General features: G+C 42.3%; 20 protein-coding genes. 8 read left to right on the plus strand and 12 right to left on the minus strand.

Annotation, left to right across the window (positions count from 1 at the left end; all coding sequences use genetic code 11):
* Nucleotides 1-184: 184 nt before the first annotated feature.
* Entirely contained in the window at nt 185-433 is a 249-nt protein-coding gene (locus AC0J5Y_RS10345) for an HP1242/YdcH family protein (protein ID WP_475130605.1), read from the plus strand.
* A 157-nt stretch (nt 434-590) separates the two neighbouring features.
* Here the strand turns inward: AC0J5Y_RS10345 and ahpC are convergent, their stop codons facing one another.
* Nucleotides 591-1157, minus strand: coding sequence for an alkyl hydroperoxide reductase subunit C (gene ahpC, locus AC0J5Y_RS10350; protein WP_475130606.1), 567 nt, complete (start codon nt 1155-1157; stop codon nt 591-593).
* 276 nt (nt 1158-1433) lie between these two features.
* Here ahpC and AC0J5Y_RS10355 point away from each other — a divergent pair, with 276 nt between their 5' ends.
* Together AC0J5Y_RS10355 and AC0J5Y_RS10360 are read left to right on the plus strand one after the other, a co-directional pair.
* Nucleotides 1434-2342, plus strand: coding sequence for a hydrogen peroxide-inducible genes activator (locus tag AC0J5Y_RS10355; RefSeq protein ID WP_475130607.1), 909 nt, complete (start codon nt 1434-1436; stop codon nt 2340-2342).
* 88 nt (nt 2343-2430) lie between these two features.
* A complete protein-coding gene (locus tag AC0J5Y_RS10360; protein ID WP_475130608.1) occupies nt 2431-2781 on the plus strand; it encodes an HD domain-containing protein in 351 nt (116 codons plus the stop codon).
* Here AC0J5Y_RS10360 and AC0J5Y_RS10365 read toward each other — a convergent pair.
* The 7 genes from AC0J5Y_RS10365 to AC0J5Y_RS10395 all read right to left on the minus strand — a co-directional run bounded on the left by AC0J5Y_RS10365 (nt 2756) and on the right by AC0J5Y_RS10395 (nt 11315).
* Nucleotides 2756-3361, minus strand: coding sequence for a methyltransferase (locus AC0J5Y_RS10365; RefSeq protein ID WP_475130609.1), 606 nt, complete (start codon nt 3359-3361; stop codon nt 2756-2758). The two genes, AC0J5Y_RS10360 and AC0J5Y_RS10365, sit on opposite strands and share 26 nt — an antisense overlap.
* 106 nt (nt 3362-3467) lie before the next feature.
* A complete protein-coding gene (locus AC0J5Y_RS10370; RefSeq protein ID WP_475130610.1) occupies nt 3468-4136 on the minus strand; it encodes a M48 family metallopeptidase in 669 nt (222 codons plus the stop codon).
* Nucleotides 4137-4138: 2 nt separating this feature from the next.
* Nucleotides 4139-5737, minus strand: a complete 1599-nt coding sequence (locus AC0J5Y_RS10375) for a DUF1513 domain-containing protein (protein WP_475130611.1) — start codon at nt 5735-5737, stop codon at nt 4139-4141.
* 3 nt (nt 5738-5740) lie between these two features.
* Complete coding sequence (locus AC0J5Y_RS10380) at nt 5741-6904, minus strand: imelysin family protein (protein ID WP_475130612.1); 1164 nt, start codon at nt 6902-6904, stop codon at nt 5741-5743.
* Between the two features lie 120 nt (nt 6905-7024).
* Complete coding sequence (locus tag AC0J5Y_RS10385) at nt 7025-8713, minus strand: di-heme oxidoreductase family protein (RefSeq protein WP_475130613.1); 1689 nt, start codon at nt 8711-8713, stop codon at nt 7025-7027.
* Between the two features lie 188 nt (nt 8714-8901).
* Complete coding sequence (locus tag AC0J5Y_RS10390; RefSeq protein ID WP_475130614.1) at nt 8902-10350, minus strand: imelysin family protein; 1449 nt, start codon at nt 10348-10350, stop codon at nt 8902-8904.
* A gap of 311 nt (nt 10351-10661) precedes the next feature.
* Nucleotides 10662-11315: a YiaD family glycine zipper/OmpA-like lipoprotein gene (locus AC0J5Y_RS10395; RefSeq protein ID WP_475130615.1), complete on the minus strand. Its 654-nt coding sequence runs from the start codon at nt 11313-11315 to the stop codon at nt 10662-10664.
* Nucleotides 11316-11920: 605 nt separating this feature from the next.
* Between AC0J5Y_RS10395 and AC0J5Y_RS10400 the strand changes: the two genes are divergently transcribed.
* From AC0J5Y_RS10400 to minE, 5 genes are all read left to right on the plus strand, one after another.
* Nucleotides 11921-12889, plus strand: coding sequence for an acyltransferase (locus tag AC0J5Y_RS10400; RefSeq protein ID WP_475130616.1), 969 nt, complete (start codon nt 11921-11923; stop codon nt 12887-12889).
* Between the two features lie 180 nt (nt 12890-13069).
* Nucleotides 13070-14182, plus strand: a complete 1113-nt coding sequence (locus AC0J5Y_RS10405) for a hypothetical protein (protein ID WP_475130617.1) — start codon at nt 13070-13072, stop codon at nt 14180-14182.
* A gap of 86 nt (nt 14183-14268) precedes the next feature.
* Nucleotides 14269-15141, plus strand: coding sequence for a septum site-determining protein MinC (gene minC, locus AC0J5Y_RS10410; RefSeq protein WP_475130618.1), 873 nt, complete (start codon nt 14269-14271; stop codon nt 15139-15141).
* Between the two features lie 361 nt (nt 15142-15502).
* Nucleotides 15503-16315 carry a septum site-determining protein MinD gene (gene minD, locus AC0J5Y_RS10415; RefSeq protein WP_475130619.1) on the plus strand — a complete coding sequence of 271 codons (813 nt, stop codon included), beginning with the start codon at nt 15503-15505 and terminating at the stop codon, nt 16313-16315.
* Between the two features lie 2 nt (nt 16316-16317).
* Nucleotides 16318-16605 (plus strand): cell division topological specificity factor MinE, encoded by a 288-nt coding sequence (minE, locus tag AC0J5Y_RS10420; protein ID WP_317199176.1) that lies wholly within the window; start codon nt 16318-16320, stop codon nt 16603-16605.
* A gap of 172 nt (nt 16606-16777) precedes the next feature.
* Here the strand turns inward: minE and AC0J5Y_RS10425 are convergent, their stop codons facing one another.
* The 4 genes from AC0J5Y_RS10425 to AC0J5Y_RS10440 form a co-directional block, all read right to left on the minus strand.
* Nucleotides 16778-17305 (minus strand): cytochrome b, encoded by a 528-nt coding sequence (locus AC0J5Y_RS10425; protein WP_475130620.1) that lies wholly within the window; start codon nt 17303-17305, stop codon nt 16778-16780.
* Between the two features lie 66 nt (nt 17306-17371).
* Entirely contained in the window at nt 17372-17887 is a 516-nt protein-coding gene (locus AC0J5Y_RS10430) for a hypothetical protein (RefSeq protein WP_475130621.1), read from the minus strand.
* Nucleotides 17884-18894, minus strand: coding sequence for a chemotaxis protein CheB (locus AC0J5Y_RS10435; RefSeq protein ID WP_475130622.1), 1011 nt, complete (start codon nt 18892-18894; stop codon nt 17884-17886). The genes AC0J5Y_RS10430 and AC0J5Y_RS10435 overlap by 4 nt, the downstream gene beginning before the upstream one ends.
* A complete protein-coding gene (locus tag AC0J5Y_RS10440; protein ID WP_475130623.1) occupies nt 18887-25807 on the minus strand; it encodes an Hpt domain-containing protein in 6921 nt (2306 codons plus the stop codon). Before AC0J5Y_RS10440 ends, AC0J5Y_RS10435 begins: the two co-directional genes overlap by 8 nt.
* Between the last annotated feature and the right edge of the window lie 10 nt (nt 25808-25817).

Raw genomic sequence — 25817 nt, forward strand, 5'->3', positions numbered from 1 at the left:
ATCTGTTTATTAAACATACTTTTTAAAAGTAGATTCGCTGGCATGAAGCCTCATCGTTATTCAATTAAATAACGGTTCGTTTCCATAAAATCTAAGTCTCATAATCATAGTAATTCATCAAAACAATCTTAAGACCATGCGCGGATGCTTATACAAGCTTGCGCTTCATAACAAGGATGACAAGATGAGAAAGACAGATACATGGCAAGATAACAAAGATATTATTGCTGAGCTTAAGCAAAAAGACAGTCACTTTGCAACTATCTTTGATGAACATACCCAGCTAGACCAGCAAATTAATCAGCTTGATAAAGATTTGGTCATGCACGCTAGCCGTGAAGAGGAAATCGAGCAGATGAAACGGCGAAAGCTGCATCTAAAAGATGAGATTTATAAAGTAATTGATAAAAATAAATTAGGATCTCATGCCTAACTAACAGCTATTTAGACCATTAGCTATTATGAAAAATGATAATATTTAGACAAAAAAAGACCCCATTAGCATAAGTTAATGGGGTTTTTTCATACTTTATTTAGTATGATGAATAAGCAGATACTGCTTTCTTTCATCCTATCGAAGCAATGGTTGCTTAGATTTTACCGACCAGATCAAGACTTGGTTTTAAAGTCTCTTGACCAGCTTCCCAAGCGGCTGGGCAAACTTCGCCGTCGTTTTCACGAACATATTGTGCCGCTTTTACTTTACGTAGCATATCTTTTGCACTACGGCCAATACCGCCAGCATGGATCTCAGCAACTTGAATCAAGCCGTCTGGATCTACTAAAAATGTACCGCGCTCAGCTAGACCAGCTTCTTCGATCATGACGTTAAAGCCACGAGTGATACGACCAGTAGGATCACCGATCATTGGGTATTGTACTTTGCCGATTGCTTCTGAAGAATCATGCCATGCTTTATGGGTGAAATGTGTATCCGTTGATACTGAGTACACCTCTACGTTCAAACTTTTAAGCTCGTCGTAATGAGCGGCCATGTCTTCAAGTTCAGTTGGGCAAACAAAGGTAAAATCGGCTGGATAAAACAGGAAAATTGCCCAGCTGCCTTTTACATCTTCTGAGGTGATGGTTTTAAATTCACCATTTACAAACGCATCTGCTGAAAATTCTGGGATTTCTTGATTGATAATAGACGCCATGAGTGGCTCCTTTTTTTGATTGATGAAAGTTTTGTTAATTGAAATTTATTTATAGATTTGTATCTATTAACCCTTACATTATCGGGGCTACCTGACAAACTATACGCGAATTCTATGGTTAATCCAGTTAAAAGTTTTTAATGTGATGTTTTGTTTTATTAAACTTGTTAAACTGGTCTATCTGCTTTTTAGCTGTGTATCAGCAGTAATAGATAGTGTACATAATGTAAATGAGTAAATAAAATCGCCTTAAAAACCCATTGATAGAGAGGTTGTATGATTACTTTACGTCAACTTGAGTTCGCCTTAGCCGTCGCCAAACACCGTCATTTTAAACGGGCAGCAGAAGATTGTAATATCTCACAATCAGCGCTGAGCTTGGGTATCGCTGAGTTGGAAAAACAGCTTGATACACAGATTTTTGAGCGAAATAATAAACAAGTCTTGATCACCCCTATCGGTGAAGATATCTTAGTGCGGGCGCAGCGGGTGTTTTCTGAAGTCAACGACTTGACCACGCGCGCGCATAGCCATCAATCGCCGCTTGCCTACCCTATGACCGTTGGTATTATTCCGACGATTGCGCCTTATCTGCTACCAAAAGTATTGCCTGCGCTGCGTGAGCACTATCCAGAATTTCGTATGACCATCGTCGAGCAACAAACCGAGCGCTTACTGGAGCAAGTACGTTATGGACATATTGATACCGCTATTATCGCGCTACCTTATGCAATCGATGGCTTACATAGTTTTGAGTTTTGGAGCGAAGACTTCTTTGCCGTCTTTCCAAAAAATGATATACATTCCAAGCTCAAAACGATCAACGCTGATGAGCTGGCAACAGCAAATCTCATGTTACTTGGCGAGGGGCATTGCTTGACTGACCAAACGCTATCTGTCTGCCATTTTGACCGCGCGCAGATGAAGTCCAGCTTTTCAGATGCCAGCTTAAACACACTTATTCAAATGGCACTTGCTAATATGGGTACGACGTTAGTGCCAGAAATGGCGTTAGACCAGCTGCATCTGCAAAACCAAAATGCGGTCGCCGTACCATTAGCAGAAAAAGGCCCTCATCGTCATATTGCGTTTGTCACACGTCTAAATTATGCCCGTGTTGATGATGTCAATTTGCTTGGTAAGGTGTTTAAACAGGCATTTGAAGACGCTGCCAATAAGAAATAAGTAACAATTTCTAAATGATAGACAATCATCAAACGAAGGTTGAATATGGACGGATTGTCACAAATAGAGACTGAGCTTGGTAAGGTTTTTGAGTGCTGAGCAATGCCAACATATCTACGCACTGATTATGATGACAGCCACTCATGAGCTGCATGAATGTCTAGATAAAGATACCGTCAGTGATGCCGCTTATTTCTTAGATATGGATTTAAGTATTTTGGGTACGCCTTGGTCTGAATATCAGGTCTATGCACAAGCGGTGCGTCAAGAGTACCGCCATATAGCAAACGAGGATTATCGTACTGGGTGTATTACGGTCTTGCAGAAATTACTCGCACACCCAGTACTTTATTTGACAGTGTATTATCATAACCACTTCGAAGTACAAGCTCGAGACAATATCAAGCGTGAAATCAGTCTTTTACATGCATCTCGATAAAAAGCTCACTGCCTTGCCGTGCTGAGTGTGAGTTGTAACTCGGCTCCATAATGTCAATGTCAAAATGAGACGCAAAACGCTGCTGATATTCATCTTTTGTACCACCAAACGGTGGCTCATCTCGCCCAAAATCTTTATCAAATAGCAATCCAACGAGCTTACCATTCGGTTTCAATAATGCTGCCATCTGCTGCACATACTCGTCACGGCGTGATGGATTTATCGCACAAAAAAACGTCTGCTCAAGCACCCAATCAAATTGATGTTGATCAGCCGATAACTCAAAAAAGTCGACACAGATTAGATGCTTAGCTGGAAAGTCAGGATAACGCTCAGCAAACGCTGCAATCGGCGCAGGTGCAAAATCAACCAAGGTGACATTGGTAAAACCTTGCTCATGTAGATAGCCCACCTCGTAAGCATTACCTGCTCCTGGCACTAAAACAGCCTGATTTTTAGCGGCTTCAGGTAACTGGTCAATATAAGCTTTTAGTGGCGGCGACACCTGTCCCATATCCCAACCAATACTGTCTTGCTCATAACGCTGCTGCCAAAACTGCGCTTGATTGACGTTTTCCATATGACATCTCTGTAGATAAATTTATTATTTAAACGAAACAATTGGTACCGTTATATCTTATCATATCAGGCTTATCGACATTACTGAAACCACCTAAGTATTATTTCTAATCAAGCTGACCACCTTTACCTGCCAGCATATCGTGCCAATGCTGATAGTCAGGCATCGCTGTTGCCACCGTTTGCCAGAAAGCAGCACTATGATTGGCATAATGTAAATGACACAGCTCATGGACGATGACGTATTCGGTGCATTCAATAGGATAAGCAGGCAGATACACAGATAACCAAATTCGTTGCGCACGCGTGTTACAGCTGCCCCAGCGCGTATGCATTTTTTTTAGGCGTATCTCATTGGCTGTCGCACCGACAATCGGTTGCCACTTTGCAAATAATGCAGGCATTGCTTCAGAAAGATGTTGCCGATAGTAAGCAATTTTTTTATCGTGGTTTAAGGTGAATGACTGTTTTATACCCCACAATAGCAAGGTGCTGTCAGCCGTTGAAGATTCCTTTGAAGGAAACTGTTGACGCTTATGTTGTTCTAAGACTTGCGGGTGGTTTTCTATCGCCCATGGCACACGTTTTGCTACCGCCTGTGCGACTTGTGCTGAGCTAATAAACGATGGCACAGACACCATTAGCTTATGTGGCTTTAAGCGAAAATTAATATTTTTAACCCGCTTTTTGATTATTTGTAATTCAATGCCTGCCTCTGACAAACAGTAAATAGTGCTTTGCAATAAAGGGCTATGGTATTCAGGTGTCACATTCATGGTCACAGCGCTTGCAGATGATTATCAAAAGACATCATATGGCGTTTGCTATCTGTACCAATAGCGGCATTTTTGGCGATAGTGTCTGAGTTTAGTTCTGAGTCTAATAGAGTTAACTCATTGATATTTAATCTGGTTAATTGACCTTGCCCATCACTCACGATAAAGCCGGATTGTTGCTCTATATTAGCCTTAACAACATCGTTACCACTGCATATATTACGGCTATAAACGGAAGCACCTGCACAATCTGGTAAACTGACAGAGTTGATTAATACTCGAGCGGTCAAATCAAATATTGCCGCACAGCCACCGATTGGTGTGGTTACACATAGTAAATTTCGTTCACTGTCGACAGCCACACTAGCGATATATTGGTGGAAGCGTTGCCATTGGTTATTTGGCATAATAAGGGGTTTAAAGTCAATATCACCGCGCTTGTGCGTCAATACTAATGGCACATTGACATGCTTCTCACCTTGAAACTGAATGCCTATCATCACCGTCCCATCATCGTGCATCGCCAAATGACGTATACTCATCTGATTGTGTTCAGGAGTAATCTGCTCAAGCAATGACCCATCATGGCAGTTTAGATACACCAGTGAGGAGTACATGGTATCAAGGTTCAGCTCCTCTCGTGAGGCTTTTTCAGTTTTGATACCACCATTAGCAATCACTAAAGTCCTGCCATCTGGATGCATGATGAGCTCATGCGGACCGATTCCATACGAATTAAATTCTGCTATTTTTTGATAAGCGCTATCAGCGGCATAAACACCGATTTTGCCATCTAAACTTAGCGTATCATTTTCAGTCACATATAACTTTGAGCCATCTAAGCTATAGCAAGCATGACCATAAAAATGACGATTGGTTACCGAACTAATAGCAAATTTTACTTGTCCTGTCGCAGTATTAAGTACCCAAAACTTTTCACTCGGTCGACGACCCATCACCACAACGTCACGACTTTGATGATTATTTAGATGATCGTTGACCGCACTATCTTGATCGCTAAATACAGGTTGAACGACGGTATCATGGACGCGCTCAGGCATGGTGGTTTGCCATACGATCTCTCTGTCAGCATCGATACCGACCACACCAAAATCGTTTTCATTATTCTCATCTAGCAATGAGATATCTTTTGGCATAGAAGCCACACCACTAACCCAACATACAGGGCGAGTAAGCATGGTAGTAGTATGTATTACACTAAAATCATTAGTCGCCAAATCATGGCTACTGGTCTGTTTATCAATCATTGACAAGCGGTACGCTTGTTGCAACGTCGACGCTGCCTGCTGGCAAGCATAGCAAAAACGCCTGAGCGTTGACCTTGTATGACTGGCTGACTGTAAGTCATTCAACTGAGTATAAATGCCGCTTACATAATCTTGTAAACTAGCATCAGGTCGATGCTGCTTACGATAACGATGATGTATACCAACGAAAGTTGCTGTGCCAAGCACTGTCAGTATTGAGGTTGTCAGCAGCTCATGGCTAAATGGTTTTGCTTTTGGCTGAGGCGACTGCTGATCCATGTCCGTAGTTAACTCAGCTACGGACGCTGCTGTACTCGCTTTAATAATAGCCATTATTTAATCGCCATCGGTGCTATTAAAACCAACACGGATGCCGAGCGTTGGAATCAATTGACGTTTGATTAAGCGCGTAATGATAGTTAGATGATCATATAGCTCTTGCTGCGTGGCTTTATCGGCGGTAGCCAGATCTTCTGGCATTTGTGCCAATAGCGCCGTGGTATCAGAAAGGGCTGTCGATAGCGTATCTGCTACGCTATTGTCATTATTGCTGCCCAAGATAGCAGTCAGTACCGGATCGGTCAGGGTTTTATTTAAGGTCGCCAATTTTACATTGATAATTGCACGGCTTTGTCCTGCGGTCGCAGCAGGTAGATGACCTTTGGCTTTACCGCTCAAGCCTAATGGCTGCTCAATGGCGTCAGATTTCATCGTCTCAACCAATGACAGTAGAGAGTTAATCCATTGGTTCAAGCCTTGGTCACTTTCGGCAGTTTTATCAATAGCCAACAGCTTAGTGGCGTTTTGTTGCCAGTTTTTCTCGATAGCTTTTAGGCGTGTACTTAGCGCACTACTCGCACTTATAACGTAGGCGCACTGACCGACATCTAAGCTGTCATTGACATAGAGTGCTTCCTCTAAACCAGGGACGCCTTGGACAACAGCGCTTTCGTTAGTAAGTTGTTCAGCCGTCAGTTTTGGATTGGCAGCGATAAGATCTGCCACTCCGCTATGTACCAAGCCGCGCTCGTCAGGATAGTAGTTGATATATAGATTGCTCATACTGGCGGTCGCAGGACCAAAATTGACTATCTCAGCACTTGCCCATGCTTGTGCCAATACTAGCCACTGGTCACGTAGCGCTTGCAATTCATCACCGCTGACTGGCGATTTTTGACAATGTTTTTGTGCCAAATCATGCAATAGATCACTTTGTTTCGCCGCGTCAGCATAAGCGGGTATGACAATCTCATTAGCCACATGGGTTAAATAAGTTTTTTCAGTCTCAGCACTGATATCGACCGCGACTATTTTTTCCGCATTTTTATCTGTACTGCCATTAACTGCGGCATTTTCGCCAGTTTTCGGCACAGCGCTGTCTTGTGCAACTTGGCTATCTACTTCAGCCGCTTTATTGTCATCAGCAGGTTTGACGCAGCTAATGAGTATGCCGGCGCTTAATGCCGATAGCGCCATTGCTAACGCATGGTTTATTTTCATAGATTTCTCGGTAATATTATCAATCGTTATTGTAGAGCATCAGTATCGTAGTGACAGAGCAGTCAGGCGGATAACCTTATCTATCTGTTATTTAAGCATTAGAAATACACAGTCAGACGCTTATAGTGACTTTAAAAACGCATTCAATTCAGCACGTCCTTGTTTATCAAGCGTCAGCACTTTCTGCTGCTGTTTTTTGGCTTCACCACCATGCCATAACACCGCTTCCATCAGCGTGCGGGCACGACCATCATGTAAAAACGTCGCTTGTGGATCAACGGTTTGAGCAAGTCCAATTCCCCATAAAGCAGGCGTACGCCACTCATAAGAGTTGGCTAAAAACTCAACTTGCCAGTTTTTTGGCGGCAGCTTGCCAGCAACGGTACGATCCGCAAGGTCATCACCCATATCATGTAGCAACATATCTGTGTAAGGGTAAATCACCTGTCCATGCTGCTCAAGATGGTCATCAGCGGTTTTTGGTAGCTGATATCTTGGCGTATGGCAGCTTTGACAACCCATATCGTAAAAGCGTTTTTTACCTGCTAATACCAACTTATCATCCGCATTACGGCGATGCGGTACTGCCAAATTGCGCGTATAAAACTCTACAAATTTTGCCACCTCATCATTGACTTCAACCGGTGGTTTGCCATTGCCTTGCTCATCAGCGCCTGTTGTCGCATTCTTACAAGCGGTTTGCGCTGGCATGCAGGATTCCTGTGGGCGGATATTTGAGGTTAAACCCATGTCTTCATTAAAGGCACTTTGATTTTGGGTAATTAGCTTGGTTTGCCCTGCTTTCCAGCCAAAGCGACCTAATGCTACCTTTCCTGTTTGCGGATCCATGACCCAGTTAAATTTACCTTTAATATCATTGTTATTTTTATGATTGATAGCCGCTTGTTTTTTAATATCAGCATCGGGTATTTGTTCGAGTAGCCCAAGTCCAATCATAGGTAAAGCAACACGTGGCGATACCATGAGCTCCTCATCAAATGCACCATAACCTGGATTGGTTAAGTTAAAGGTTGGCGCGCGCAAGGTTTCGACATGCCCATCCGCAAAGGTAACCGGCTTGTCTGTCCACTGCACGGCTATCCTTGCTTCTGCTGGCACGCCTTGAATACCGCGATCTTGTAATTGACCACCGTACATAGGATGGGCGACTTTTTCAATGAGTGAGTCCTTTAACTGCTGACGCTGCTCATCTGTGGTTGCTGGCATAGCAAGACGAATCAGCAGACTATCGGCATCGTCATCAGCGTTCATGGGGGCATGCCCACGACCGTCTTTTACATGACATGACTGGCAGGCGGCGACATTAAATAAAGCCCCAAGACCATCTCGACTGTCAGTACTGGCAGGGGCAATCACCCACGGCTGACGGAAAAACGCATTGCCAATAAAGAATGAGCCTTTGCGAGATGCGGTAATATTCGATGAAGGTTTAGAGTAGCTCTCACTACTACTAACCCTAATCCCAGTATCACCGCCTTGTTTAATCTCTTGTGGATCAAAGCTTGCTAGCTGCTGCATAGGCACGCCTGCTAGCGCTTCAATCGTCTGAATGCGCTCAGGGGTCAAGACCTCAGACTGCAGGATTTCTAAATTTTGGCGGTTTTTACCAGCGGCGTTATCATTATTGTCTTTGACTGGCTGACAGGCGCTAACTGACAGGGCGCCTATTAATGCCAGCGATAATGTTAATGGCGCAGACATGCTGACAGCGGCTGTTTTAAACTGGGATTTAACAGAAGAATGCATTGCGGAGAGTGGTTTGACGGTAGAAGCTTTCTTGACGTGCATAGAGTACCTTAGTTCTAGTCGATAAGTGGCGGCGGCACACTGACTTATTTGGCTATTTTAATACGCTATGAAAAAACACGTTGCCAAGCAAAATTGACAACGTGTTTATAATATAAAACTTATTTTCATAAGAAAATAAGTCTCATTCATGGATAACGACCCTTCAGGTATTATTAGTGAATAAAAAATTAGAACTGCGAACCTGCATCTGCATCTAAATTGTCAATACCGACGGCTTTTGCAGCATTTTCAATACCAGCTGTCAGCTCTTGCAGACTTGTGATACTGCTTTCAATCCAGCCGCGACGCTTGTTTTGCTCTTCAGCAGAAACACCATATTTACTCGCCTGTCCTACGGTGGCAATCATCTGATCAATCTTGATATTTTCCTTCTCGCCTTTTTCAACAATGACGTTGAATGCTGCTTCTACTTTTGCAAAATCAGCAGTTAGCTTATCAGCAGCTTCGGTATTGCCTGTATCGATAAGATAGTTTTTGAGCCCATACCCGCCTACCGTTTTTCCAGCTACTGTTTTGTAGCTACCATTAAAGACATTTTGGATACCACGAGCGTTACTAGCATAGCTTAAGTGGGTCAAATCACTAAAGCACTCATGCTCATCTTCAGTAGAGCCGGTGACAAACGCCACTTGAATGCGCTCAGAGGCAAGCTCACCGAGTGCTAAGCTACCCATTTGATACATGATTTGGCGCAGACTGTTGCTATCCTTACGTGCCATCATGTCACTGCGTAAAGTGTTTTCACTTTCAGGCTGCCACTGCGCTTCCATCGTGGTCAAATCATCAACCAGCAGTTGAGTTGCTGCTTTTAAATACTGTCCACGGCGCTCACAGATACTAGCATCAGGATTGACACTCTCGCCGCTAGTGCATTGACCGTCAGTCGTTAGATAATCACTAAACGGGCGGTTGCCAGCACCTTCAGCGACGCCATTGGTATCTTGACCCCATAGCATAAACTCAATAGCATGGTAGCCTGTGGTCACATTGGCTTCACTACCGCCAATCTCACTCATTTCTGCGAGCAGCTCAGGCGTGATGGTACTGGTATCTTGCTTGAGGCTACCAACGCTAATGCTATCGCTATTAATGATGTTGTCTTTACTGTTGTACTCGCCTTCATAGTCAGCGCTTACGTAGTCAATCAAGGCTTCATCTAAAGGCCAAGCATTCACCTGCCCTTCCCAGCTGTCCGTACTGGCAATGCTACGCTTGTCATTGGCAGTCACAAAACCTTCATCAAATCTAAATACTTCAGTCTGTGAGTATGGCTGGCGCGCGGCTTTATAAGCGGCTTTTGCAGCATCCAAATTTTCTTGTGTCGGGGTTTCTACATAAGTATTAACGGTGCTTTGTAAAAGTTTTGCCGTCTCTAACGAATCCTTGTATGCAGCATGCGCCATATCGGCATAGCTAATAAGCAAGCGATCCATATGGGCTTGGTCAGCAGCTGATGAGGTTTTGCTGTCTGTCGTTTTAGTTGTTTCCGTTTGCGTGTCGGTCGTCACTTTTTCATCAGACTGTTTGCTACAACCTGAAACCATCAATATCCCCGCCAGTGCAGCAGCTAAAGTAGTCGGTAAAATTTTACGGCTTGGCGCTGTCTTGATATTCATAGATGTCCTTGATGGGCTACAAAACAAAGAAGAGATAAATCTTTCACATCGATACTAGTAATGAAAATAGACGAAACCAGCATGGTATTGAGCATTGAAACAGCTTGATTATAGATAATAGCAATTATCAGCTTGCTATTAAATACTGAAAAAAAGTAGCTATCCGCAAAATAAATGCATGGGAATTATAATGTTATTGATAACTATTATCAAATATAATTTTTGGTGTAATGGACAAAATTCAAGCCAAAAAAAAGGCCAGCTTTATGCTGACCTTTATTCAATATTACCTATTAGCTAATCATTTAAAATTAACGAACGCTTTGTGGTGCATTAACTGTCAGCTCAACACGGCGGTTTTGCTGACGACCATATTCACTGTTGTTATCAGCAACAGGACGTGACTCACCATAAGCTACCACGTTGATGCGGTTAGATGCTACACCACGTGCACTTAAATAGTTCGCTACTGCATAAGCACGGTCACGTGATAACTTCATGTTATAAGCATCAGTACCTTTGCTGTCTGTATGACCAGCAATAGTGATGGTGTTTTGGTTATACTCATTCATTGTAGATGCAAGTTTATCAAGCGTTGGCTTAAATGAGTTGTTCAAAGTCGCGTCATCAAACGAGAACGTGATGCTACCTGGCATCACTAGGTCAATGTTACCATTGGCATTTGGTGTAACAGTTACACCAGTACCAGCCATCTGTTGCTCAAGCTGACGAGCTTGACGCTCCATATAGTAACCAACACCAGCACCTAATGCAGCACCAATAGCAGCATCGCGACCAGTTTTATCACCACCAGTGGCTTTTGAGATAGTCGCACCACCTGCAGCACCGGCTAGAGCGCCGATAGCAGACTTGTTAAGACGTTGTTGTCCAGTGCTAGGATCAGTCACACAGCCAGTAAGAACCAAGCCTGAAGCGATTGCTGCAACCATTAATGTATTACGCATAGTATGTCCTCTTAAGTTGAAAAGATAATCGTACTTTTATAAAAAACGCCAACGACAAAGTTGCCATTAACTATATTGTTTGGGTGTTTATCGACATTAAAAGTATTATGGCAATCTCACTCTAATTCTGTGTAATATTTTGTCACATCTATGTATGAGAAGTGCATAAGTGTTGATAAATACGACTTTGTTAAATGCATAATTTGCTATCGCAAGTCACGTTTTCAGCCGTACGCTCTATTTTTTTCTGCTAAAATCCCTCAGCAACATTACAAGAATAAAAGTAGGTGTCTTATCAATCAAAAGCTCTTTTACTAGCAGCCAGTGCGAGAGTCTAAAAATAAAATCACTCTGCATAGAAGACTCTTTACTTATCAAAGCTTTATTTATAAAAGGCTGCCGTGAACTATTAATATCAGCAGTATCTATAGGCTGGGTGAATATGACTATACTATCAAGAGTCTAGCAAAGTCAAAACGCGTAAAAATAAAGCTTATATGTGTTGTCCTATTGCCTGCAAGCTAAGCCTGCGAGGCTATATAGTGTTAGATATACTTAAAACATACTATTGATATATTTATAAAATTAACAGAGAGGAATGGGTCATGCGCTTAAACGCCACCATGCAAAAACTCCATCAGCGTGCCCCTAAATTGGGCAAAGTGGTTTCGCTAGCAACGGCAACGGGTGTCATTGCTGCCAATAGCTTTGGTGGTAGTGTTCCCTTATGGTTAATGGGTATGGGCAAAATCATCACTGGCGCACCTATTACAGATCAAACAGTGATTAAAATTACCAATCACTGGATTAGTAGTAACAATGCCTTAATAAAAAACCTCTTACCGAAAAAAGATTGGCGTATCGCGATACCTGATGATGTACATGTGCATGGCAAATATCTGCTCATCAGCAACCATCAATCTTGGGTTGATACCAGTATTGTGCAGTACATTAGCGAAAAACGCTTACCCCTCACGCGATTTTTTACGAAATTTGAGCTGATTTATATCCCGATTGTTGGTCAGGCTTTTTACTTCTTAGATTTTCCAATGATGCGCCGTCATTCTAAAGAAGCGGTTGCCAAAAACCCTGCTTTAAAAGGTAAAGATATTGACGAAGCAAAGCGTGCCTGCACGTTATTAAAAGACAAACCTTTTACCTTGCTCAACTATTTAGAAGGCACTCGCTTTACCAAAGAAAAGCATAATAAGCAAAGCTCGCCTTATACCCATCTGCTAAAACCAAGAGCTGGCGGTTTATCGCTGGCGATTAGTGCTTTAGGTGAACACATCGATGGTATCTTAGATATGACCATTGTCTATCCTGATGGGGTACCGACTTACGGGGATTTGTGGAAAGGCAATATCAAACGCTTAGGCGTTGATGTGCGCTATCTTGAAATACCTGATAATTTATTTTCTGGAATCAAAGAAGGTGGCTATGAAAATGATGAGGATATCAAATCACAAATGTTTGAGTGGGTAGAGCATGTTTGGCAACAAAAAGATCAGCGTATCACCACTATGCTGGCTGAGTTTGAAACCAATCCTAAGGTTGACAATTCAAGCAATTAAATGACAATGTTCCTTGAAAAAAGATAAATGGCAAAATATCAAATTATAATGGTTGATGTCTTGTTTTTTGGCGTTATTCATTGATAATGTGAATGAACATTAGAACGCTGTGTTGATTTTGTTATGAATGGTGTAATACCTCCCATAACTGCTGCCATTTATTACTTATAAGGACTGACTGTGCCCGCCTCTTCCACTACTCGCCCGCCCATAGAGTCAACGTCCACGCTCAATCAGTCAGCAGGGTCAGAGCCACAAATAGGGTCACCAGAGACTCCGCCTTCAAGACCAAATCGCCCTAAACCAAATCGTTTAAAGCTTACATATGATATCGTGATGATTATCGCCATCAGTATTGACTTATTGGTTATCAGTACTGATGCTATTTTGATGAGTAGTTTTAGTAGTGACGCGGCAAACTGGCTTGGAATTTCCAATCAATTGATCTGGTATCAAAGTAATATCCATGACTCATTACGTACCGTGGGCGGCTTTTTTACCTTATTTTTGATTGCAGAGCTGCTATTACGCTGGGCGATTGCCATCAAAGAGAAAATCTATTACCGCTGGTTCTTTTTTCCTTTTGTGCATTGGTACGAGGTATTAGGCTGTTTTCCGCAATTGCGTGCGCTGCGATTATTTCGCGTTGTTATTATCGGACGACGACTATATCAACTAGGCTATCAAGTATTGCCGCAGCCATGGATCAATAGAATCAACTTCTATATCGATGTAGTATTAGAGGAATTGTCTGACCGCGTTATTTTAACGACCATTCAGACCTTTCGGCAGGAGCTTACTGATCCGAAAAGGCAAAAATCGTTTATCGACTCTACCCTCTCGCGCAATCGTGATGAGATTGAGGCCGCCATACTGTCACTACTGCGTAAAGAGATGGCACCAAAGCTACAAGCACTGACCGAGTCAGCAGGTGGCGGCGCTATTATCGCTAGTGAAGTGGGCAATGCGATCCAAGATGGGCTTGCCAATACACCAGAATTGCGCCGCTATCTGCGTATGATACCTATTGCGGGTAGCTTGATTGAATCACAGCTACAACATGTAGGGCACAATATTGGTGAAAATGTGGTTTATGCGCTCAACGAGCGTCTGCTTGACGCTGAACGACTTGATGCATTGATGGTCGCTATCGCTAGTGGTATCGCTCAAATCAATACAGACAATCCAGCATTAGACCATCTCATTGCTAGCATTATCGATGATGGTCTGACAGAATTTGAAGCGCAAATAAAAGTTCAACAGTGGAAGCATCAAGACTTGCTTAAATTATAAAATTTTTAAAGCTTTAAAATAATGATTTGATAAGAAAAATATCACCACGAATACAGCATTACGATTACCTTTTAAGGATGTAGATTATGACCATTGCCGACAACCATACCGACACTTCGTCAGCCACGCCTGCTTTAGCCTTTTATGGCAAAATGCTGACCTTTTCACGGGTACAGTTTAGCACCGATGACTTTGTAGCGATTGCCGCTCAATTACAAAGCACGTTGAGCAATAAGAGCAGTGATATTCCTGTATTGATTGATAGCGAGGTTGAACAAGATCTATCAGCACTGGTCGAATTGCTATGGTCTTGGGGTTTACAGCCTATCGGCGTCGTGACAGGTTTGCTAGACGCGCAAGCACGTGAGCTACGCTTGGCAATATTTCCAGCAGATGGCAAACGTATCGAACGCATTTTACCCAGTAAGAAAGCAGTAACGCAACTAAGTCAAGTTGCTGCTTCTACAACGGCTGCTATTGATAATAGTGAGTCTAAGACGGATAACGTGAGTGCTCATCAAGCGTTACAAACAAGCATGGAGATGCAAGCTGATGTATCTGCAGAAACAGCAGAAACTCTTATCAGTACTGAGCATATTACCAGTCTTATCTATGATCAAATGCTGCGCTCAGGACAAAGTCTTAATCATGTCGGTGGCGATTTGATTTTGACCAACAGTGTCAATAGTGGTGCTGAGGCCATTACGGATAACAACTTACACGTTTATGGTCGTGCTCAAGGTCGCCTGGTCGCAGGTGCTACGGGCGATAAAGACGCACGCATTTTTTGCCAAGTTTTTAACCCCTCTTTGGTTTCAGTCGCCGGTACTTATTGCTTACGCGACAATCTGCCTGAGCATGTGATCGATAAATCGGTCGAAGTGCGGTTTTTAGAAGGTCAAGGTTTGATATTTACGATCATTGATGAATCTCAGATTAACAAAAGCATCAAACCCTAGTTATTTATATAGATACTGTTAAGGCTAAAAAGTAAATATGTCAAAAAACCTTTCTAATTCATATTGTAGTAAGTTTATTTAACAAAACTGCGCTATGATGAATTTTTAGCTCTGCCACTATTTACCACACCTACGCCATATATCAGTTAGGTAACCGCTTAATTTTATATCTTAGCCGTTTGTATGCTTTAATAGAGACTTGGTATAAGTTCTGCTATATTTATGCTAGGCTTACGCTCGCAAAGAGCATATATATAAAGTCTATGGACGACCAGAAAGCATAATGCTTTATATATAATATATATGCTGTTTTATATAATATCTCTCTCATCAATTCATCAATTTATAGGAGTGTGCCATTGTGGCGAAGATTGTTGTAATCACTTCGGGTAAAGGCGGTGTGGGTAAAACCACGACCAGTGCTTCTTTTGCCGCCGGTTTAGCATTACGTGGCTATAAGACAGTTGTTATCGATTTTGATGTAGGCTTGCGTAATCTAGACTTGATTATGGGCTGCGAAAATCGAATTGTTTATGACTTTGTCGATGTCATCAATGGCAATGCACGCCTATCACAAGCGCTTGTCAAAGATAAGCAATTAGAAAATCTTTACATTCTACCTGCCAGTCAAACGCGCGATAAAGATGCGTTAACAGATGACGGTGTGGCAGAGATTATGGAAGAGCTTTCTAAGCAATTCGATTACATTATTTGCGACTCACCTGCAGGTATCGAACGCGGCGCGCAGCTTGCCATGTATCATGCGGATGAAGCTATCATCGTTACCAACCCTGAGATCTCATCAGTACGTGACTCAGATCGCATCATTGGTATCTTGCAAAGCCAGACCAAAAAGGTGGCTGAAAACCAAGGGACCGTACGTGAGCATTTAATCATCACGCGTTACAATGCAGAGCGCGCAGCAGCCAATGAGATGATGGATATCGAAACCATCTCAAATGACATCTTAAAAGTTCCATTACTGGGCGTTGTTCCTGAGAGTCATTCCGTGCTGGAAGCTTCTAACCATGGTGAGCCCGTGATTCATTATACCGACTCTATCGCTGGTCAATGTTATGATGATATTGTCGCTCGCTTCCTAGGGGAAGAACGTCCCTTACGTCATATTGATGTGAAGAAAAAGAGTCTATTACAGCGCTGGTTTGGGAGTTAATAATGAGTAAGAAAAAAGGATTTTGGAGTAGCTTATTTGGCACTGACGACAGCAATGCAGGCAGTGCCAATATGGCAACTGAGCGCTTAAAAGTTATTGTCGCAAGTGAAAATCGCTTAAACAATCGCTTGACCGCAGATCGTATCGAAAAGATGAAGCGTGAGATATTAGAAGTAGTCAATAAATATGTCAATGGTGTACAGATTGATGATGTCAACATCAATCATCGTTCTGAAGATAGCCTCGATGTACTTGAGATGAATATCAGTTTGCCTGAGCATAAAAAGTAAATTTGTAGTCAGTACCATATTGATATCGATGATCAAAAAAGCCCTGTGTATGCTAATAGGGCTTTTTTACGAGTAGATTTCACCCTGCTGTCTATAAAAATCATTACCCTTGCTTAATACAAGGGTGCTATGAGCAGCATTTTTGATACATCATAACGACATTAAAAGTCTATTATTTGATACGTGCTATGAGGTTGTCTTTTTTCACAAACTGATGATACAAAGCCGCCCCGATATGAAGCACAGTAAAGGCGATAATCATAGGCCAAATGATATCTACATGCCAGTCATTAAAGAGTCGAGCCAACCCTCTATCTGGGGTTACTAATACAGGTATCTGGAATATACCAAATATATCAACTGGACGGCCACCATACAAAGACATCATTAACCCTGCTATTGGCATCGCAATTAACAGAGCATAAAGTACAAAATGCGACAATCGGGAAAGCAGCATTTGCCATTTCGGCATCAATATTGCGGGTGGCGCTTTGGTAAAGATGCGATTAATGACTCGCGCTATCATCCAAAATAATAGGCTAACCCCAAAAGCTTTGTGTAGCCCAATATAAAGACTGCTATCAAGGTTGTCATACAAAAATATCATGACCCACGTAATCAGCAATAAAATCGCGCTAATCCAGTGAAAAAATCGACTAGCAAAGGACCATTTTGTTAGTTTGGAATGAGTAGTATTCATAATTGACCGTATTACCTCTGTCGCTATTGATTGATTAATAAATGCTTAGACGTAGACAGTGACTGTCTAATGAGAAAACTGGACATCTAAATCTACCAATTGATGCGCGATTTTATCCAAATCTGGCACCAGATACAGCGTATTATCAATCATGACCGTCTGAAAAAGATAGGATAGCACAACCTCTTCTTGTACACGTTCATAAACCGTATCGATATTGCTATTTGACTTGATAAAATGCTCAGGTAGTTCAACATCTTTCACATCAGAAATACGCACCTGTAGTTGGCGCATCTCACCTACAGTTTGCAAAGCAATACGATGCGCTGATGTGTTTCCTTCTAATACCACCATCGTGTCTGGCGTTTGATGGCTCGGTAACATATGGAACACGGCGATCCGTTGCTGTTGCCACTCATAAAATTGCGTATATTCGCTGTACTCATCTATACTTAAAATCAAACCACTAGGAACAAGCCAATCTGGCTGATCAGGCGCTGGAATGATCGACACATCGAGTATACCGTTAGTAGTGGTCAGTAAGCTTACTGCCTCAAATGAATGTTTTAACATCTGTCTCATAAGTCGCTCACAATAAATGAATGTGGAGTGTCGCTTGTCGCTTTATTAGCAATATAGTTGGTCAGCTTTTCTGCCAATGCTTGAGGACTGCCGATAAAGGTACAATATCCTGAGTCAATGATAGCCTGTGGCTGACTGGAACAAGTACTTAAATTTGGGTCTTGTGCCCATAATTGACTGCCATTATCTTGTATCAAATCTAAATACTGAGTGCCATCATTGCCCATACCTGAAAAGATAATGTTTATCAGCTCGCTACCATAAACATCGCTGGTGTTTTTAAGAATCTGACCAATAGCAGGTTTATAATCCCCTACCCAAGCCTGATCTAATAAGATAATACGACCAGTTGAGTCACAGACAATCTGTTGATCGATAGGTACGATCAGACATTGACCTGTACGCATGCGTTGCGAGGAAGTAATCATCTGGCAGTGCCAGTCATTATGGCGGCTTAAGATACGCGGCAAGGTGCTAATCATGGTTTGATTAAAATGATGCGCTAGTAAAATACTTATCGGCAGTGTTGGCGATAAGTGATCTAAGAACTCTTTAACCGCACTAGGACCACCCATAGATGCCCCTAAAAACACCACATAGCGCCACTCACTACCCTCCTCTTTATAGACAGAAGTATCGATAAGTGTTGGCAAATCCAGCAGTTGCGCAAGCTTACGCTTAAGTTTACGTTGCCATTTAGCGTACTGCTGCACCTCATTAAGATAAGGCGCTTGACTAAACCCGACCAACATCGCTACAGGATTGGAAGCAGCTGTCATGGTCGCTAGATGCTCATCGTAATCACTGTCTATCAACCAGATATCAATAGCGCTTTCATAACCATCAAACTTATCCTTCAACTGCGATGGTGTAACGCAATCTACCAGATGAAAGCCGCAGCTCCGCACTGTATCAGAGAACGCCATCCGCTGCTGATGGTCTTCTGCCACTACCAACACTTTAATCTCACTTTTATCCTTTAACGCTAAGGCACGTATGTTAGCCATGATGAGTTAGGCGGACCTTTTCATCCAATAAACTTTGGATTTTATCAAGCAGCTGGTTTTCTTGGAAAGGTTTGCCCATATAGTCATTTACCCCAATCTCAAATGCACGCTCACGATGCTTCTCACCGGTTCGCGAGGTAATCATGATAATAGGCAGATGCTGCAAGCGTCCATTATGTCTGACTTGGGTAGCAACTTCAAAACCGTCCATACGCGGCATTTCAATATCAAGCAGCATTAAGTCAGGCGTCATCTCTTGTAGTATCTCAAGCGCATCGATACCATCTTTGGCAAGTACGACATTGAACCCTTGACGCTCTAAGAATCTTGATGTTACTTTTCTGACTGTGACTGAATCATCAACGACCAAAATAGTGGTATTGGACTCCACGTTTCTTTGTTTAGCAGCTTTAGAATGCGTGACTTCTTTGACTAAAGCCGTGTTACGCATCAAGGCTATCAAGTCTAGAATGAGCATCACCGAGCCATCGCCCATAATGGTAGCCGCTGAGATACCTGATAAATTTGAGAACTGCTGCCCCAAAGGTTTTACGACTACTTCAATACGTGAGCCTGCTATTTGATCAACTTGTAGGGCCATATTCTGACCACTGCGATTTTTGATAATAATAAGCGGCACGCTGGTATTGGTATTAACGACCAGCTCATTGAGCTTATTGCCTGATAAAATCTCATTTAAATATCGTACACGATAGTCGGTATCCTCAAAATTGAGAGTCGCCTCGCCCGATTGATAATAGTCATAGACTTTTTCTGGATTGATACGGACAACGCGTTCAATCTGCACCAAAGGTATGGCATAGTAACGATCTGCTGCTCGAACTATCAAAGCGTCAGACACAGCCACCGTTAATGGTACACGGATGGTAAAGCTTGATCCTTTGCCAAGCTCTGATACCACGGACACGGCACCGCCTAGTTGACGAATCTCACTGATAACAACGTCCATACCGACGCCGCGCCCTGATATCTGCGTGACCTGTTTGCTGGTACTAAGACCGGCATTAAAAATATATTGCATAATATCAAGGTCGCTAAGACTCCTATCTTTGGCGTCAATCAAACCCTGAGAGATGGCTTTTTCACGTACCGCTTCTACATCAATCCCTTGTCCATCATCATTGAGCAAAATGACAATTTCACTTCCTTCACGTAGCACTTCTAGCGTGATTTGACCACTGCGCTCTTTACCTGCTGCCAGCCTTGCTGCCACATTCTCGATACCATGATCGACTGCATTACGTAACATGTGCTCAAGCGGTGAGGTGATGCGCTCTAGAATGGTTCTATCCATCTCATCATCAGCATTGATAATTTTTAACTCAACTGACTTATTCAGCTCATTAGCCGTTTGGCGGACAATACGCTCAAGCCTTGGTGTTAATCGCGTAAAAGGAACCATACGTGAGTTCATCAAACCATCTTGTAATTCAGTCTGCGTCCGAGATAACTGGAGCAATAGACTTTCACTATCACGCGTTTTTTCTAACAAAGTATGGTTGATTTCGACCAAATCCGATGCCGACTCTGACAAAGATTTTGACAGCTGATTTAAAGAAGAGTATTGATCCATCTCCAGCGGATCAAAGCCTTCATGATTGACCAGCTCTTCATCAATCTGCGATAAAATCTGTGCCTCAAGCTCAATTTCCATACGGCGCAACTGATCCGCTAGACGCTGTACGGTAGTACCCATCTCTTCGATACTGTTGGTCAAGCTACTGATACCCATATCGATACGAGCACGGTTAATCGCAGACTCACCTGACAGGTTAATCATATGCTCAATCAGACTGCCTGATATACGAATCATCTCATTATTATTGGCATTTTGATCTTGCTCAGTTACCTCGCTCACCATCAGCGGCATGGCACTGATATCTTTTTGGATACCGATCGTTTCTTTGTTTTCTTTGGCAATTAAAATCGCGTCACGCTGTTCTTGCAAGGTTTCTACTGGTATCTGCTTTAAGCTATTAGGATTTTTACTAAATTGCTGTAATGCCTCAATTAGTAAACTAGGTGTTGGCGGATTCACTTGATGCGATAGGATAAAAACAGCATCTGCTAGCCAGTCATAACAAGCAGCGAGCAACTCCAGCACTTTCGTGGTTACAGGGCGGCGCTGAGCAACAAAGTCTTGATAAGCTGACTCCATTTCATGAGCTAAATCAGCAAGACCAGTAGCGGTAACCATACGTGCACCACCTTTTAAGGTATGCAAGTCGCGCTGTAGTGCTTGCAGCGCAACCATGTCACCAGCATTACTTAAGAATAGCTGTAGATATTCATTATGATTGATGAGCGCTGCTGCCTCAGCTAAGAAAACCTCTAAAATATCAGCATCAGGTAAACCATGCGTCCACGATTGCTGGATGATTTTATTTAAACTTAACGCATCTGCCTCATTTGCTACAGGCTGGGCATCTTGATTTGCAAAGATTTGAGGCTCAGCTGCCACATGGTTATTTGGCATAGGAATAATAAGCTGTACCGTTTTTGGCAAGGCTTGGGCTTTTAAAAACTGCTGTAATTGCGCCATGAGCTCAGGCGCAAAAAAAGATTTTTGATAACGTACAATGTGTGCTACCTGCAGCGATAAGGTATCTTGCACCACTTGCATAATCTCAAGCCACTGCGCGGTTGGCTCGCGTTTAGATTCTACAAACGCCTCATAAACGCTTTCTGCCTCATGAGTCAAGTCGCCAATACTGCGGATACCTGCCATACGAGCACCACCTTTGATGGTATGCAGATGGCGTTGGAGTACCTTTAAGGTATTAATATGGGTGATGTCTACACGCCACTTACTGAAACTATCGACCAGCGCATCATCAAGCTCTTGCGCTTCTTCTAAGAAGATTTCTAGTAGCTCAATATCCGTATCGATGGTTTCAAGCTCTAGCTCAGGTGCGGCAATACTTTGTACAGTAGCCTGTTCTTCAGCGGCTATATTTTCATCACTTTCATTCTTATCTTGCACAATATTGTCTTGCTCGATACCAGTTTGCACGGCGTTGTATTGCTTGATACCCTCTAACTGCTGTAGTACTTGCTCATCAATTTTTAATGACATACTGCCTGCTAAAGCATCAAATAAACCAACTAACTGCGCATGACCTGCAAGTAGAATTTCTTGGATATCAATATCTGCCGCTTCTTTTGGATACTGGCTCAAATAATGATAAGCATCTTGTAAGGCATCAAGAATAGAGACGAATTTTGGAAAGGCTTGTGCTTTACCAGTTAAATATTTAATTTGTAAAATTTGCTCAGCGATATAGGCTTGGATTTGCTCGATATCAGCACTGTTAAGCGCTTCATCTAATTGCCACTCGGCATCTAATAACTTATCAATATTGCCATCTAATAAGTCATTAATCGTTGGTTTATCCTCAGTGCTTGCCTCACTATCGGCATCTTGCTCTTCAAGCATCGCCTGTAAAGAGGCAATATCCTGCTCGCTTTGCATATGCTCTGCCGACATATCTTGCTGGTTTGCATGTTGTTTATAGTTATGGAGATAACCATCAATAAGCGTGACAGATTGGGCGAGTGCAGTCAAATGGCTTGCATTCATCGGTATATCCTGCTGCTGTAGAAGCTCTAAGCTTTGCTCTATCGTCGCACTCACATCGCTAATGGCAGTCAATACACTAGAGCCAGAAGCTGCTCTCAAAGTATGGAATGCGCGCACAATCTCGTCACTTACCTCGACATATGGCTCATTTTTATGATGACATACAAAGTCATTAACGCCTTGTAACAACTCTTCTGCCTCTTCAATAAAGATATCAAAGAACGCCTGTTCTTCTTCACTTTGAGGCATCACAATAACTGGTGCTTCTGCCATTTTTTCATTGACCAAATAAATCGTCTGCAAGGTACGATCGATTGCTGCATCATTCTCCAAATCTTGAATACGACTGTCTAAATCAATATGACTTGGCGTATGCTTAGCAGGCTGTAACCATTGATTGTATAATGTACGATAAGTGAATTCATCACCTAATTGTTTGCTATAAGCATTAGCACAGGCAACCCACAATGGCATCATAGCAGGGTAATCTTGGCTTTCACGCTTGAAAGTGCTTAACAACTCAGGATATACGGCCAATACATCACCAATCAGCTGCTGTATATCTGCTGAGGCAGTTATGCTCTTATCTAAAATGCGGTTTAGCAAGTTTTCTATAGACCATGCTAATTCAGCACTGTAATGAGCACCGACCATCCGACCAGAGCCCTTTAGAGTGTGAAAGCCACGGCGTATGTCTTTCAGTTCAGTCAAATCAGTAGGTAAAAGCTGCCAATGTTCATATAAAGGGATGATTTCACCTAAAACTTCATTAGCCTCCTCTATAAATATCTCTTTAATATCAGGATCAGCATCGTTTGCATCTGTCACTAGCGACTGTGCTTCCAAAATAAATGGCTGCAGTACCAAAGGTAGCTCTAAATCTGACCATGCATCCAAAGTGTTAGCTGGCTCAGAGACTGAACTTACGGCTGTCACATGTAAATTATGGTCAAGTACATAATGATCTGATGCAAGGTCCGATTCTTCAATATCAGCTGTTAATGACATAGGCGCAGCTACTGGTAAACCTGCATTTAGTGGTTGCTGAGTCATCAAGTTATGACTTTGCAAAAGAGTAATAGCAGGGTCAAAGCTTGGTGGCTGCTGTGCTGCAAAGTCAGATAGCATAACAGGTAGGCGTTTGGTGGTTTCTGTTATCAACGTTACTACATCGTCCGTTACGGATAAGGTTTTATCCAATAAACGATTGAGTAGATTTTCAATAGACCATGCCATCTCACTGATGCTAACAGCACCAACCATACGTCCCGAGCCCTTTAAGGTGTGGAAACCGCGACGTAGTTCCGTTAATGGGGTTAAATCTTGCGCATCTTCCTGCCATATTGGTAAAAAATCTTCTAGATCACCAATCACCTCTGCAACTTCTTCAATGAATATTTCTCGAATGTCTTCATCGATATCGAAGGTATCAGGATTTAGCTGTTGACGCATTTTCAATAAAGCTTCGCTATACTCTGTCTCTATAGACTGTTTATTGTCTAACAGTAATCCAGTCAAAGTCTCGGCATTAAAAGACGGCTCAGTGACAGGCGCAATCTCACCGCTGTCGTCATAGCGCAATACATCATTGGCGGCTGGTTTTTGGGTGAGCAAAGTATCGTTGACTGCTTCAGGCGCATCGATATATGTATTAAGTAGCTTGGCTGCCGTATCAATATAAGCATTTGCTTTTTCTAGTAGTGTTTGATCAACAAACTGTTGCGCAAGATAATCCAATAATAGCTCAATGGCACTCAAACTCTCTGCCAACGCTTCGATAACGTCCCAGCTTAATATGGTAATATTATGAGTACGTATCTGTACAAATATATCGGCTATCTTGTCGACTACTTTGCCAATCGCTGGCAGCCCCATACTATTAAAAGTCTGGCTCATGCTGATAAAAATTGCCTGCTCTGGCAATAATTCTAACTGTTGGCGTTGTATATAGTTATGAAAATCTTGCTTAACTTCTTCAGCCGCAATACGTAACTCACGTAAATCCACATTAATAGAACCAACATCTAAACTGTTTGCTGGTTGCAAGTCATTATCAGTGCGAGCAGAAATAGTGAATGCAGCTCCATCATCCATCTTGATAGAAATCATTTGTTCTGTATTATAGACAGCGCTATACAACTCTTGTAGCTGACGTTCAATCTGCCATTGTTCTTGCGTAAAATCCTGCTCTGATAAGAGGCTACGCTCTACATTAATCGCAATAGCATCGATTTGTGAGGCAAATAATGTCCAGCCACGACTTTTAAGCTGATTATTTATTTTCGCTAAAGGTTTTAGCAAAGTATGAGGCTTATCAAGTGCAAAAATAATCGTCTCAATCTCACTCAATATACGAGGTAAGAGACGTACTTCACAGTCTATCTGTACACCACCCTTCAATAAAGATTCAGCATTATCACTGTTATGAATAAGGCTACTTAATTCACTATAAATATGACTAATGAGACTTTGAATCTCGCTTATAGATGGCTCAATCTGATCTTGATGACTGTCTATCAATTGATCGAGTTGACTTAATATTCCTGCATACTGCTTAGGTAGTGGTATTTCATTTTGTCCAAGATCCTGTAGCCACAGCTCAGCCAGATACCACAAGCGCTGCAAATCAGCTTCTTGCGCCGTTTGCCATAAATAATGGCTGACCTTTTGTAGCACAGTCAGGATAGCAGGCTTATTCATATTGGCAGCGAGCAATTTTTGCGTCTGTTGCCGCCACGCTAATAGCAATTGCCGATGCTGTTGACTATCTAAATCTGACACTGCCCTATTCACAGGTAGGGCTATGTCAATATCATCATAATCCGATAAGCTAGCCAAATGACTGTCTGTCGTCAATGATAACGTATCTGCAGGTGGTTCTGTGACTACATCAAACTGCGATAAGACTTGCGCTAGATCAGACAGCGTTTTATTCATTAAAACACTATGATATCTACCTGTGCGCACATAATATTCTAGCTCACGCTGTAACACTTTATGAGCAATCTGCCCTATTCTGAGTTTCTCAGCAGCCAAATTTATATCTACGCTGTCATTATCTAGATCATCATTGTTTAGATCATCAAAAACACTGGCTTCTGCTAATAGGCTAAGCTTATTCGCTAAACTTGCTAGAGCAGGCAAATTAATCATGATTAGGGCACCAGCAATCTCATGATAGTACTGTGCCATTTGCTCATCTTTAGTGCGTGCTGCCTTTAATTGCCAGCCATCAGCTACCTGTGTTAAGTGCTGATTAAACAGTGGCAATAACCACTCAAGCGTTACCATGTCATTGGGCTGGTTTTTCATAGATTCATCC

Source organism: Psychrobacter sp. TS_SC_6 (assembly GCF_056156305.1).

Coding starts and splice junctions, on each gene's coding strand:
- AC0J5Y_RS10365 (WP_475130609.1), bottom strand. CDS start 3,361: ATGGAAAACGTCAATCAAGCGCAGTTTTGGCAGCAGCGTTATGAGCAA.
- minE (WP_317199176.1), top strand. CDS start 16,318: ATGAGTAAGAAAAAAGGATTTTGGAGTAGCTTATTTGGCACTGACGAC.
- AC0J5Y_RS10430 (WP_475130621.1), bottom strand. CDS start 17,887: ATGAGACAGATGTTAAAACATTCATTTGAGGCAGTAAGCTTACTGACC.
- AC0J5Y_RS10390 (WP_475130614.1), bottom strand. CDS start 10,350: ATGAATATCAAGACAGCGCCAAGCCGTAAAATTTTACCGACTACTTTA.
- AC0J5Y_RS10395 (WP_475130615.1), bottom strand. CDS start 11,315: ATGCGTAATACATTAATGGTTGCAGCAATCGCTTCAGGCTTGGTTCTT.
- AC0J5Y_RS10355 (WP_475130607.1), top strand. CDS start 1,434: ATGATTACTTTACGTCAACTTGAGTTCGCCTTAGCCGTCGCCAAACAC.
- AC0J5Y_RS10425 (WP_475130620.1), bottom strand. CDS start 17,305: ATGAATACTACTCATTCCAAACTAACAAAATGGTCCTTTGCTAGTCGA.
- AC0J5Y_RS10380 (WP_475130612.1), bottom strand. CDS start 6,904: ATGAAAATAAACCATGCGTTAGCAATGGCGCTATCGGCATTAAGCGCC.
- AC0J5Y_RS10375 (WP_475130611.1), bottom strand. CDS start 5,737: ATGGCTATTATTAAAGCGAGTACAGCAGCGTCCGTAGCTGAGTTAACT.
- minC (WP_475130618.1), top strand. CDS start 14,269: ATGACCATTGCCGACAACCATACCGACACTTCGTCAGCCACGCCTGCT.
- AC0J5Y_RS10435 (WP_475130622.1), bottom strand. CDS start 18,894: ATGGCTAACATACGTGCCTTAGCGTTAAAGGATAAAAGTGAGATTAAA.
- AC0J5Y_RS10345 (WP_475130605.1), top strand. CDS start 185: ATGAGAAAGACAGATACATGGCAAGATAACAAAGATATTATTGCTGAG.
- AC0J5Y_RS10370 (WP_475130610.1), bottom strand. CDS start 4,136: ATGAATGTGACACCTGAATACCATAGCCCTTTATTGCAAAGCACTATT.
- AC0J5Y_RS10400 (WP_475130616.1), top strand. CDS start 11,921: ATGCGCTTAAACGCCACCATGCAAAAACTCCATCAGCGTGCCCCTAAA.
- AC0J5Y_RS10440 (WP_475130623.1), bottom strand. CDS start 25,807: ATGAAAAACCAGCCCAATGACATGGTAACGCTTGAGTGGTTATTGCCA.
- ahpC (WP_475130606.1), bottom strand. CDS start 1,157: ATGGCGTCTATTATCAATCAAGAAATCCCAGAATTTTCAGCAGATGCG.
- AC0J5Y_RS10385 (WP_475130613.1), bottom strand. CDS start 8,713: ATGCACGTCAAGAAAGCTTCTACCGTCAAACCACTCTCCGCAATGCAT.